This window comes from Maricaulis sp. CAU 1757 (genome assembly GCF_054482675.1).
Genome location: NZ_JBTLRI010000003.1, coordinates 186,069 through 198,379 on the forward strand (window position 1 = coordinate 186,069; position 12,311 = coordinate 198,379).

Genomic DNA, 12,311 nt, shown 5'->3' on the forward strand with positions numbered 1-12,311 from the left:
CGGCGGTATGGCCTGAGCTAGAGGCGCTCGAGGAATTTTTCCAGTCTCTGCATGTCCTTGGGCAGATCGCTCTCGAAGCGCAAATGGTCGCCGCTGACCGGGTGCTGGAAGCCGAGGATGGCAGCGTGCAGCGCCTGGCGGCGGAACTCGCGCAGCTCGCGGCCCTCATCACCGGTCCCGAGTAGGCGGCCGCGCTTGCTGCCATAGACCGGGTCACCGAGCAGGCCGCAGCCGATATGGGCCATGTGGACGCGGATCTGGTGCGTGCGGCCAGTCTCCAGTCGGCACTCCACCTTGGCGGCAAGCCCGGTGCCGACCGCGGCATCGGGTTTCTGGCCATAGCGCTTCAGGGTCACGTAATTGGTGATCGCGTGCTTGCCGGCCTCGCTGTAGGGATTGTGCGGCACTTCGAACTTCTTGCGATCCCGCGAAGAGCGGGCGATCTGGGTCTCGATGCGGCCGGACTTGGGCGAGGGGGCGTTGCGGGTGAAGGCGATGTAGGCACGCTGGACCGAATGGGCGGCGAACTGTGCCGACAGCCCCTGATGGGCGCGGTCGGACTTGGCCACGACCATGACGCCCGACGTGTCCTTGTCGAGGCGGTGCACGATGCCAGGCCGCTCGACGCCACCAATGCCCGACAGCGAGCCGGCACAATGGTGCAGCAGACCATGCACCAGGGTCCCCGACCAGTTGCCGGCGGCCGGATGCACGGCGAGCCCGCTCGGCTTGTTGATGACAATGAGGTCGTCGTCCTCGTGCAGGATATCGAGGTCCATGGGTTCGGGCTCGGGATCGGCGGCACGCGGAGCCGGGACAGCCAGCCGGTAGGTGGCGCCGTCGGTGATCTTGGCCGATGGGTCAGTCAGGACCTGCCCGTCGACGGTCAGCTGGCCGGCTTCGATGAGGGCCTTGATGCGTGAACGTGAGAGAACGGCGATATTGTCGGCGAGCCAGCGGTCGAGGCGCGTCCCGGCGCTGTCGGCATCGGCCGTGAAAGCGGAAGTCGAGGCGGTGTCGGTCATGCGCCATACCTCCACCACGCGCCAACGGAATGCAATGCCGGAGGGGCGTACTGCAGTCCGGCGATGGAAGTGCATTGCCGGGTCAGGAGTGATTCACCTTTGGCCGCTAGGCAGCGCCTCCGAAAGCAGCGGCGAGCGCGCGCTGCAGACCGATTTCCAGGATTCATACCATGTATAATTCAGCCTGCCTCAGCACGGCTTCCGCCCTTGTTCTCGCCGTTGCCACAGCCACAGCCGGTGCTGCTGCCCAATCGGTCGAGGCGGAGGGGGGCGTCGAAGTCATCACCGTGACCACCCAGTTCCGCAGCCAGTCGGTCGCCGACGTGCCGATCAACCTGTCGGCGTTTGACGCCGGCCTGATCGAGAAGCTGGACATTGAGAGCTTCGAGGATCTGGCCGCCTTCACGCCAGGCCTCCTGGTTCACGAGCAGAGCGCCAGCAACACCTCCTACGCCATTCGCGGCATCACCACGGACAGTGGCGAGGCGACGTCGGAAACCCGGGTGGCGATCTTCCAGGACGGCGTCTCGATCAATCGCGCGCGCGGGTCCTCGGTGGCGCTGTTCGATATCGAGCGGTTCGAAGTGGCCAAGGGGCCACAGCCGACCCTGTTCGGGCGGGGCGCACTTATCGGCGGCATCAACATTATCCAGCGCAAGGCAGAGGACACGCTGTCGGCGTCGCTGGAGGCCGGTTTCGGCAATTTCGACCAACGCGAGGCAAGCGGCCACGTCAATCTGCCGCTGGCCGACAATTATGCCCTGCGCGTCGCCGGCGTGATCCGCCAACGCGCCGGCTATGTGAGCAATGCCGCAGGGGGCGAGGCACTGCAGAGCGAGGGCATGTCCGCCTACCGACTGGTGCTGTCCGGCGCGCCGACAGACCGCGTCGATATCGACCTGATTCTCAACTACCAGCACGACACGCCGTCGGGCACGGCCACCAAGTCCGGGGTGATCCCCGTTCCGGGTGGTGATGCAAGCCCGTTCACGTCTGCAGCCCTGCAGACGTTCGGGGATTTCATGGAGGGACGACCGCTGGGGTTGGACCGCCGGCTGCGCGGCGTAACGCTGCGCGCCGACGCCGCCCTCGACGATCAGTGGACCCTGACCGCGATCTCGGGGTGGCGCGACTTCGATGCGCTGGAAGTCCTCGATCCGGATGGCAGCATTCTGCCGTTCCTTGCCTTCGCCGAAGACGCTTCGGGCGAGCAGTCGAGCCAGGAATTGCGGCTAAGCTACGACGCCGGCCAGCGCTGGACGGGTTCGCTTGGGGCGCAGGTCTTCCACGAAACCACGGTCCAGCGGGTTCCCGTGGCTGTCGACGAGCGGGTCGCGCAGGCGGTTCTGCTGACGCCGATCGCGGCCGGTCTGGGCTTGAGTATCGGCCAGGTCGAAGCGTTGCTGGCCATGTCCGGCTTCCCCGGTGTCGATGCCGACAATCCGTTCAATCCCTTTGCCTACAGTATTCCGGCGCTTCTCGGGCAGGGCCAGTTGGTGCCGCTGCGGGGCTTCTACGAGGAGGTTGGCGAGAACGCGTCGGACGTGACGTCACTCGACCTGTTCGCGGATGCCACGGTCGAACTGACCTCGCGCCTGAGCCTGACGGGAGGTCTGCGCTGGACGCGGGAGGACAAGACGTCCTCGGGGTATGGACGCAATGTTTCCGGGCCCAATTTCATCACTTTCTCGCCGACCTTGGTCGTACCCTACACGCCCGGCGGGCAGCCGGTCTCCCAGTCCGGCGACTTCGATGACCTGACCTGGCGCGCGGCGCTGTCCTACCGGGTCAGTGACGACCTCAATGCCTGGGCCAGCTTGGGGCGCGGCCGTCGCCCGGACGTGATCTCGGTCGACACCCGCTCGCCGAGCTTCTTTTCCGAAGCCCCGGCCGAGATCGTCGATTCGCTGGAAGTCGGGGCGTTCTGGAACTGGCGTCACGGCCAGTTCTCGGGCTCGGTGTATTATTCCGAGTACGAGAATTTCCAGACCAGCCGCTTCGATCCCAACCAGGTCAGCTTCATCACCGACAATGCCGGCAATGCCACGCAGTACGGGGCCGAGCTGCAGGGCCGGGCCTACCTGGGTGAGCGCGCCGACCTGTACGTCAGCTATGCCTACAACTCGGCTACGCTGGATGATACGGACGGGCAGGGCCGGGTCATGGCGATGGCCGGCCAGACCTTCCGCTATGCACCGCGCCACGCGGCTTCGCTCGGACTGGACGTATTGCTGATTGACGCGGCCTGGGGCGAGCTGTCTTTCCGGCCGACCTGGAACTGGCAGTCCCGGGTCTATTTCGACAATGACAACAGCCTGTTTGGCGGTGCGCTCAGTCAGGGCGAGTACGGCGTGGTGGATGCCCGCCTGCGGTACGAGGACGCGCGCCGTCCGGTACATGTCGAACTGCATGGCAGCAATCTTCTGGACGAGGAATACCTGATCGACGCCGGCAATACCGGCGGCACGTTCGGACTGCCGACCTTCGTGCGCGGGGCGCCAAGGCTGTACGGCATCCGCATCGGTTACACCTACTAGCCTGTTGGCCCCGGCGCGCCAGGGGCGGCTTGCCGCGCCGGGTCAAAGCTTGGCATGCTGAGGCCGGGTGGACCGGGGAATTGCCATGACCGACATCAAACTGACGCGGCGCGCCGCCCTGCTGGGGGCAGCCGGAGCCGGCCTCACCGCCGGCGCCTGCACCCGTCGCCAGCCGGACGTGTTCGAGGCGCGCGGCGAAGGCGTTTTCCAGCATGGTGTCGCTTCGGGCGATCCCGACCAGACCAGCATCATGCTGTGGACCGCATTGAGCGGAGATGGCGGGGGCTATCGCGGTGTCGAGGTTGCACGTGATGCCGGGTTTTCCGACATCGTTTTCCAGCAGGGTGAAAGCCTGAGTTACGTGACGGTGCAGCCGCTGGGGACGCTGAAAGTCTTGGCCACCGGCCTGCAGCCCGGCCAGCGCTATTTCTACCGCTTCCGGCATAATGACACCTATTCGCCGGTCGGCGAGACCCGCACCCTGCCGGTGACGGGCACCGAGGCCTACCGGATCGGCGTGTTTTCCTGTTCCAATTTCCCGGCTGGCCATTTCAACGTCTATGGCGAAGCGGCCCGCAATGGCGAGCTCGACCTGGTTATCCATCTGGGTGATTACATCTACGAATACGGCATGGGCGGATATGCGACCGGCGATGCGGAGGCGCTCAACCGGGTGCCCGAACCGCGCCACGAGATCGTCAGTCATGCCGATTACGTGACCCGCCACGCCCAGTACAAGACCGATCCGGACTTGCAGGCGCTACACGCGGCAGCGCCGTGGATCATGAGCTGGGATGATCACGAGACCGCCAATGACAGCTGGCGCGACGGGGCGGAAAACCATGGCGAGGACGAGGGCGCCTGGGTGGCGCGCCGCGATGCGGCGCTGCGCGCCTGGTATGACTGGACGCCGAGCCGCGAGCCCGAAGACGGCGACTTGATCAACCGCCGCGGCGTGTACGAAATCGGTGACCTGGCGACGCTGTGTCTGCTGGAAAGTCGGCTTGCCGTGCGTGGCGAGCCGGTGAGCGAGGACAGTTTCCCGGTCGCGGCGGATGCGGACTATGACGATCCGGATGTGCAGGCGGCGGTAGCGTCCTGGAAGAGCGATGTGCTGGGCGACGAAAGCCGCGAGCTGCTCGGTGCGCAGCAGATCGCTGACATCGCAGCCGCGTGCGAAGCCTCTGTAGCCGCCGGCAAGCCGTGGCAGATCCTGGCCAACCAGGTGATTCTCGCGCGGGTCGATCTGCCGGATTTCTCGACGACGTTGCCGGGCTGGTTGCGCTGGTATGCCTCGCGCGACAATGATTATGCCCGGGACTTCATCCAGCGCACCCGGTTCGGGCTGCCGCTCAATACCGACATGTGGGACGGCTATGCGGCCGAGCGCGAGCGGCTTTACGCGGCGCTCAAGGGCTCGGGCGCGGATATCGTAACCCTGACGGGTGACGTGCATTCATTCTGGGTCAATGATCTGGTCGATGCTGACGGTGAGCGGCGCGGGACCGAATTGGTGGGCGCCTCGGTGACCAGCCCGGCCCCGTTCGCCAGCTATGCCGCACCCGGTGTCGATTACGGCCAGCTCATGGTCGAGGCCAATCGCGACGTGCGCTACTGCAACATGGAAGAGTTCGGCTACATCCGCCTGACGCTTGAAGCGGAGGAGGCGCGCGCCGATTACGTGTCGGTGTCGTCGATCCTGCAGCGCGATTATCGCGCCGGAGTGGCCGCCAGCTGGCGGCTCGAGCCCGGCCGTGATGGCCAGCCGGGATCCATTGAACGGCTTGCTTGAGGGACCGGTCTAGCGGGTCGCGGCCACCGGGCTCGTGCCCTGTGCAGTGGCGGCAGCGCGCTGTTCTGCGGCCTGCCCGTGTACGGAGGCGGCGATCAGTGCGGTCAGGGTCGACGCCAACAGGGCGGCGCGGGCAACTACTCGGGTATTCATGAACTCTCCGTCGGGCGGGGGCGGGCCTTGGCTATGAAAATACCCCCAAACCGTCGGGTTCGGGGGTATAAATCATGACCGGATCAGCCCGTGCGGCCGATCTTTGGATCAGGCGCGTTCAACCATCCGCATGAAGCGGTCCTTGAGGCCAGCATCGGTCTTGAACTCACCGGTGAAGGTGGTGGTGATCGTGGACACGTTCGGGTGATGCACACCGCGCGTGGTCATGCACTGGTGCTTCGCGTCGACGAGGACGGCGACACCGCGCGGCTGCATGGCATCCATCAGCGCATCGGCGATCTGGGCCGTCATGGTTTCCTGCGTTTGCATGCGCTTGGAGAAGATCTCGACCACGCGGGCAATCTTGGAAATGCCGACCACGGCCTTGGACGGAAGGTAGGCCACGTGGGCGACGCCGAGGATCGGGGCGAGATGGTGTTCGCAATGGCTCTCGACGTCGATATTGGTCAGCATGACCATGTCGTCATAGCCCTGCACGTCCTCGAAGGTTCGCCCCAGGGCCTTGGCCGGGTCTGCCTCATAACCGGAGAACCACTCTTCCCAGGCCTTGACCACGCGCTTGGGCGTGTCGATCAGGCCTTCACGGGCAGGGTCGTCGCCGGCCCAGGAAATCAGGGTGCGAACGGCCGCTTCGGCTTCTTCGCGGGAAGGGCGAGCAGATTTGCTGACCGCCTTGATTGCGGCTTCTGGTGTCATGGCGTCCATCCTCATGGATCCTTTCGTTGTCGGGTCGGCTCCGCTCGTATACGTCGCAACCGTAGTTCCGGTTTCCGGATCGAGGACGCAGCGCGCGACAATTTGCTGTCGAGGCCTGAAATCCTCTGTTTTCGCGCCGGGGCGCTAGGGGCTATGTAAGGTCTCGAGCCGCGCTTTCCAACTTCCACCGCGCAGACGGCGTAAATTATTATCAGTCCACTTTGGGCCAAATACTGGATAATATCATGCAATCGCTCACCCTTTACGACACGATGGCGCGCGCCAAGCGGGTCTTCGAACCGATCGATCCCGACCGGGTGACGATGTATGTGTGTGGTCCGACAGTGTATAATTACGCCCATATCGGCAATGCGCGGCCGCCGGTCGTGTTCGACGTGCTGCGCCGGGTTCTGACCCGCCTGTATGGCGCGGACGCGGTCGTACTCGCCGCCAATATCACCGATATCGACGACAAGATCATGGCGGCGGCCCGCGAGAACGGCGAGGGTATCGCCGACGTCGCTGAGCGCTTTGCCCGCATCTACCGCCAGGACCTTGACGGCCTGGGCGTGCAGGCGCCGACGCTGGAGCCGAGGGCCACCGAACACATCGACGAGATGATCGCGATGATGGCGACCCTGATCGAGCAGGGCCATGCCTATGCCGCGCAGGACCACGTCCTGTTCTCGGTCACCTCCTTCGACCAGTACGGCCGGCTGTCAAAGCGCTCGCTGGACGACATGCGCGCCGGCGCCCGCGTCGAGGTCGCGCCGTACAAGAAGGACCCGGGCGATTTCGTGTTGTGGAAGCCGTCGAGCGAAGACGAGCCGGGCTGGGACAGCCCCTGGGGGCGCGGCCGGCCAGGCTGGCATCTGGAATGCTCGGCCATGTGCGAGGCGCATTTGGGCGAAACCATCGACATCCACGGTGGCGGTGTCGACCTCGTCTTCCCGCACCACGAAAACGAGATCGCCCAGTCGGTGTGCGCCCATGGCGGCAAGGCCATGGCCAATTACTGGCTGCACAACGGCTTCCTGAACATGGGCTCGGACAAGATGTCCAAGTCGCTGGGCAATGTGGCGCTGATCCATGAGCTGTTGCAGGCGTGGCCGGGCGAGGTTCTGCGCAGCGCCCTGCTGACGGCGCACTATCGCGCGCCGCTGACCTGGAATGCCGACCTGCTCAGCAAGACGCGGCGTTCGCTCGACCGGATCTATGGCGTGCTGCGGCGCCTGAAGGACGTCGATGCTGCTGCCGCGGAGGTGCCGGATGCCTTCCTCGGGGCGCTGCTGGACGATCTCAACACCCCCAATGCGCTGGCCGAGCTGTTTGTGCTGACCGGCAATGCCAATCGGGCGGAAACCCCGACCGAGCAGCAGAAGGCCAAGGGCGAGCTCCTGGCGGCTGCCGATCTTCTGGGTCTGGGGCAGGGCGATCCGGACGAATGGTTCGGCCTGACCGGCCTGTCAGAGGACGAGCTGACGCATGTCGACACGCTGATCGAGCGTCGCCAGGCCGCCCGCGAGGCCAAGGACTGGGCCACCGCAGACCAGGTCCGGGACGAGCTCAACGCGCTCAAGGTGCAGGTCGATGACGGGCCGGAAGGCTCGACCTGGCGGAAGCTGGGCTAGGCCGATGGTACTCAAGGGTTTCAACGTGATGCTTCAGGTCGAGGACGCCGTCGGTGCGTGTTTCGTGACCTATGGCGTGGTCGCGGCCGACGAGGGCGCCGCGATCAAGCTGGCCGAAGGTGCGGCGCAGTCGGAAGGCTTCTGGTCGGTCGAGCTCGACGAGGCCTGGGAGCCGGAGCCGGACGGCGACGAGGATTTCGGCGACATCCCGGAAGTGCTCGGCCGCACCGAGCCCGTCTATCTCGACGAGGACGAGCTGGAGGATTGAGGCCCCGCTCGGAACATCTTACATAGACAGGTGATGACACAGGACCTCTATTCCAACGCCGTGTTGCGGCTGGCGGCGGACATTCCGCGCATCGGGCGGCTCGCCGAGCCGGATGCCAGCGTGCGCAAGGTGTCGCGCCTGTGCGGGTCCGAACTCGAGCTGGATCTCGACATGGTGGATGGCCGGGTCAGCGATCTGGCCCTGCGCGTCAAGGCCTGTGCCTTGGGCCAGGCCGCCGCAGCGGTCCTGGCACGCCATGGCGTGGGAGCGAGTATCGCGGATATTGTCGGCGCGCGGGACGCACTGAACGCGATGCTCAAGCAGGGCGAGGCGGCGCCGACCGGTCGCTTCGCGGATTTGGCCGCGCTGGAGGCCGCCCGCGACTACCCGGCCCGTCACCAGTCGATCCTGCTGGCGTTCGAGGCTGCCGCCGAGGCGGTCCGGATCGCCTCCGGAGATGGCACCACCACCACCCGGGCCACTGGATAGGGCCGCGCGGCCCCGCCATGCCGGCGGGGGAAACGCCCGGTCCGCAAGCGACGCTCCAACCCATCAACATTTACTGCGGTCCTCCCCGCCTGTCGCACGCAAGTGGTGGACAGCGCGCGGGGCGGCGTTAAAAGGCTTCTGATCTGCATGCGTTCAACCGAAGGCATGAAACCGAGTGAGGGCCCCATGGCCTGGCTGTCGATCGGCCTGCTGCGTGTCTACCAGTACACGCTGTCGCCGGTCTTTTATGCGCTGGGTGTGCGCTGTCGGCATGAGCCGACCTGCTCGCACTACGGCATCTGCGTCATCCGGGCGCAGGGCTTCTGGCGCGGGGGCTGGCTGACCCTGGGACGTTTGCTGCGTTGTCGTCCCGGCGGCACGTGGGGGTACGACCCAGCTCCGGTTGAACCGTCTTCGGCGCCTTGGTGGGCGGTCTGGAAGTTCAGGCCGCAACCCGGGGGCGCAGTAGCGCAGACAGTGTATCCGCCGGCTGACCGCGCCGACGACAAGGAATGAGACCGATGATCAATGTAACGCTTCCCGATGGCTCCGAACGCGAACTGCCTGAAGGTGCGACGCCGCTCGACCTGGCCGAAAGCATCTCGAAATCCCTCGCCAAGGCCGCCATCATCGCCGAGGTGGACGGCGAGGACTGGGACCTGACACGGCCGCTGGACGGTGATGCGCGCGTGGCCATCGTGACGCGCAAGGACGAGAAGGCCCAGGAAGTCATCCGTCACGATGCGGCGCACGTGCTGGCCCAGGCGGTCCAGGACCTGTTCCCCGGCACGCAGGTGACGATCGGCCCCGCCATCGAGGATGGGTTCTACTACGACTTTGCCCGCGACGAGCCGTTCTCGACCGAGGATTTCGAGGCCATCGAGAAGCGCATGGCCGAGATCGTCGATGCCGACCTTCCCTTCACGCGCGAGGTCTGGGACCGCAATGACGCCATCGCCAAGTTCGAGGAGATGGGCGAGACCTACAAGGCCGAGCTGATCCGCGACCTGCCGGAAAGCGAGACCATCACGATCTATCGCCAGGGCGACTGGTTCGACCTGTGCCGTGGGCCGCACCTGCCCTCGACGGGGCGGATCGGCAAGGCGTTCAAGCTGATGAAGGTGGCCGGCGCCTACTGGCGCGGTGATCACCGCAACGCCATGCTGCAGCGCATCTACGGCACAGCCTGGGCCGACGAGAAACAGCTCAAGGCGCACCTGCACCGCATCGAGGAAGCGGAGAAACGCGACCATCGCCGCCTCGGCAAGCAGATGGAGCTCTTCCATTTCCAGGAAGAGGCCCAGGGCCAGGTCTTCTGGCACCCCAATGGCTGGCGCCTCTATCGCACGGTGCAGAACTACATGCGTCGCCGCCTCGAAGCTTCCGGCTATGTCGAGATCCGGACGCCGCAGCTGATGGACCGCAAGTTCTGGGAAGCTTCCGGCCACTGGGACAAGTATCGCGAGAACATGTTCATCTCGACCATCGACCAGGAAGAAAAGACCCTGGCGGTCAAGCCGATGAACTGCCCGTGCCACGTCCAGGTCTTCAACCAGGGCCAGAAATCCTACCGCGACCTGCCGCTGCGCATGGCCGAGTTCGGTTCCTGTCATCGCTATGAGCCGTCCGGCTCGCTGCACGGGCTGATGCGGGTGCGCGGCTTCGTCCAGGACGACGCGCACATCTTCTGCACGGTCGAGCAGATCACCCAGGAGGTGAAGGATTTCTGCGAGCTTCTGAAGTCGGTCTATGCCGATTTCGGCTTCGACGATCTGCGCATCAAGTTCGCCGACCGGCCGGAGCAGCGCGTCGGTTCCGACGAGGTCTGGGACCAGGCCGAGGCGGCGCTGCGCGAAGCGGCCGAAGCCTCCGGGCTCGATTACGAGCACAATCCCGGGGACGGCGCCTTCTATGGCCCGAAGCTGGACTTCGTGCTCAAGGACGCGATCGGCCGCGAGTGGCAGACGGGGACCATCCAGTGTGACTTCAACCTGCCGGAACGCCTTGATGCGACCTTTGTCGGCGATGACAGCGAGAAGCACCGTCCGGTGATGTTGCACCGGGCCATCCTGGGCTCGCTGGAGCGCTTCCTGGGCGTGCTGATCGAAAGCTATGCCGGCAAGCTGCCGTTCTGGCTGGCACCGCGCCAGGTGGTCATCGCGACGATTACTTCAGATGCCGATTCCTATGCTCAGGAAGTGCTGTCAAAGATGAAGGCGGCGGGCCTGCATGCCGAGACCGACACGCGCAACGAGAAGATCAACTACAAGGTCCGCGAACACTCGGTCGGCAAGGTCCCGGTCATCGCCGTGGTTGGCCGCAAGGAAGCCGAGGAGGGCACGGTCGCCCTGCGCTTCCTTGGCGAGGACGGCAAGAAACAGGAAGTGCTGCCGCTTGATGCAGCCATCGAGCGTCTTGCCGGCGAAGCCCGCGCCCCCGATCTGAAACGGACCTGAAGGATACCGGTCCGATGAGCGTTCGTGGCGATACCCGGGCCGGCATTTGCGGGATCCTGGCGTTCTCGCTCGGAGCTGCCTTCGCGTCTATCGGCAGCTTGCTCATACCGCCCCTGGTGTCGCTTCTGGCACTGGTTTCGTTCACACCGGACCGGGCGTTCTGGCGCTTGCGTCCGGTGCCGTGGGCGCTCGTCGGGGCTGTGGGCTTCCTCGCCTGGATGGCCCTCAGCTTCACCTGGTCGCCGTATGAGAAGCCGGCTGTTCTGTATAAGGTCGGCCTCGGCGTCCCGCTCTACATCCTGTTCGTCATGCGCATGAACGCCTTGTCGCCGCGATGGCGGCACCGGGTCGAGGCGGTGATGATGTTCTTCGTCGTCGGCCTCGGTCTGTTTCTCCTCGCAGAAAGCCTACTGGATGGTCAGTTGACGCGCTCGGCCAAGCTTCTCGACAGTTATTTCGACGGGCGTCCGGAGCGTGTCCTGACCGAATTCACCAACCGCAATCTGGGCCATGCGGCCGTGCCGCTGATCCTGATGAGCCTGCCCTGTGCCTTGCTGGCCTGGCGCCAGGGCAGCAATGTGTTGCCCGTCATCATCATGGCGCTGGCCGGTCTGGCCGCCTTCAGTTTCAGCACCGAGACCAATGCCGTCGCATTCCTCGCCGCGACCGTGGCAGCCGGCCTGGTCTATGTGTGGCCTCGGGCAGTGATCGCCATTCTGTTCGGACTGCTCGCTGGCCTGGTCCTGGCCGTTCCGGTGATCATGGACGACCTGATTGCCATGTTTCCCGAAAGCTGGCGCGAGATGATCCCGGCGTCGTGGAAATACCGGCTGGAAATCTGGGAATTCGTGAGCACGCTGATCGAGCAGAGGCCGATAATCGGTTACGGCGTGGAAGCGTCGCGAGTGCTCAACTCGGAGTTGGCCTTGGTCATTGGCGACACGACCTTCAATGTCGAGGCCTTGCCGTTGCATCCGCATAATGCCACTCTGCAGGTGTGGCTGGAGACCGGAGCAATCGGGGCGATGCTTCTGGCGTTCACGCTGGTCACCCTGGGGGGGCGCATCGCATCCTCGCGGCGATTGTCGCGGTTACAGGCTGTTGGCGCCATCTGGGTGTTTGTGGTTTATGCGTCCCAGATCGTGTTCTCGTACGGGCTGTGGCAGGAATGGCACCAAGGGACATTGGCGTTGGCAGTGATACCGGTGCTCTTTCTCGGCGCGAGCAAGGGCAGCGCCTGACC

11 protein-coding genes are annotated in these 12,311 nt (G+C 65.1%); 8 read left to right on the forward strand and 3 right to left on the reverse strand.

Annotated elements, in window-relative coordinates:
- Window positions 1-17: 17 nt before the first annotated feature.
- Window positions 18-1,025: an RluA family pseudouridine synthase gene (locus tag ACXYMR_RS09895; RefSeq protein ID WP_458942698.1), complete on the reverse strand. Its 1,008-nt coding sequence runs from the start codon at window positions 1,023-1,025 to the stop codon at window positions 18-20.
- A gap of 170 nt (window positions 1,026-1,195) precedes the next feature.
- Here ACXYMR_RS09895 and ACXYMR_RS09900 point away from each other — a divergent pair, with 170 nt between their 5' ends.
- Window positions 1,196-3,562: a TonB-dependent receptor gene (locus tag ACXYMR_RS09900; RefSeq protein ID WP_458942699.1), complete on the forward strand. Its 2,367-nt coding sequence runs from the start codon at window positions 1,196-1,198 to the stop codon at window positions 3,560-3,562.
- An 85-nt stretch (window positions 3,563-3,647) separates the two neighbouring features.
- Window positions 3,648-5,354 (forward strand): alkaline phosphatase D family protein, encoded by a 1,707-nt coding sequence (locus tag ACXYMR_RS09905; protein ID WP_458942700.1) that lies wholly within the window; start codon window positions 3,648-3,650, stop codon window positions 5,352-5,354.
- 9 nt (window positions 5,355-5,363) lie between these two features.
- Here ACXYMR_RS09905 and ACXYMR_RS09910 read toward each other — a convergent pair whose 3' ends face one another.
- Both ACXYMR_RS09910 and folE read right to left on the reverse strand, forming a co-directional pair.
- Window positions 5,364-5,507 carry a hypothetical protein gene (locus tag ACXYMR_RS09910; RefSeq protein WP_458942701.1) on the reverse strand — a complete coding sequence of 48 codons (144 nt, stop codon included), beginning with the start codon at window positions 5,505-5,507 and terminating at the stop codon, window positions 5,364-5,366.
- 108 nt (window positions 5,508-5,615) lie between these two features.
- On the reverse strand, window positions 5,616-6,233 hold the full coding sequence (folE, locus tag ACXYMR_RS09915) for a GTP cyclohydrolase I FolE (protein ID WP_458942907.1): 618 nt from the start codon (window positions 6,231-6,233) through the stop codon (window positions 5,616-5,618).
- 236 nt (window positions 6,234-6,469) lie between these two features.
- Between folE and cysS the strand changes: the two genes are divergently transcribed.
- The 6 genes from cysS to ACXYMR_RS09945 all read left to right on the forward strand — a co-directional run bounded on the left by cysS (window position 6,470) and on the right by ACXYMR_RS09945 (window position 12,309).
- Complete coding sequence (cysS, locus tag ACXYMR_RS09920) at window positions 6,470-7,855, forward strand: cysteine--tRNA ligase (protein WP_458942702.1); 1,386 nt, start codon at window positions 6,470-6,472, stop codon at window positions 7,853-7,855.
- A 4-nt stretch (window positions 7,856-7,859) separates the two neighbouring features.
- Window positions 7,860-8,123 carry a hypothetical protein gene (locus ACXYMR_RS09925; protein ID WP_458942703.1) on the forward strand — a complete coding sequence of 88 codons (264 nt, stop codon included), beginning with the start codon at window positions 7,860-7,862 and terminating at the stop codon, window positions 8,121-8,123.
- A gap of 33 nt (window positions 8,124-8,156) precedes the next feature.
- The gene (locus tag ACXYMR_RS09930) at window positions 8,157-8,612 is read left to right on the forward strand and encodes an iron-sulfur cluster assembly scaffold protein (protein ID WP_458942704.1); all 456 of its coding nucleotides are present in this window, start codon (window positions 8,157-8,159) and stop codon (window positions 8,610-8,612) included.
- 147 nt (window positions 8,613-8,759) lie between these two features.
- Window positions 8,760-9,128, forward strand: coding sequence for a membrane protein insertion efficiency factor YidD (gene yidD, locus ACXYMR_RS09935; RefSeq protein ID WP_458942705.1), 369 nt, complete (start codon window positions 8,760-8,762; stop codon window positions 9,126-9,128).
- Between the two features lie 5 nt (window positions 9,129-9,133).
- Window positions 9,134-11,068: a threonine--tRNA ligase gene (gene thrS, locus ACXYMR_RS09940; protein ID WP_458942706.1), complete on the forward strand. Its 1,935-nt coding sequence runs from the start codon at window positions 9,134-9,136 to the stop codon at window positions 11,066-11,068.
- A 14-nt stretch (window positions 11,069-11,082) separates the two neighbouring features.
- Entirely contained in the window at window positions 11,083-12,309 is a 1,227-nt protein-coding gene (locus ACXYMR_RS09945; RefSeq protein WP_458942707.1) for an O-antigen ligase family protein, read from the forward strand.
- The last annotated feature ends 2 nt before the right edge of the window (window positions 12,310-12,311 follow it).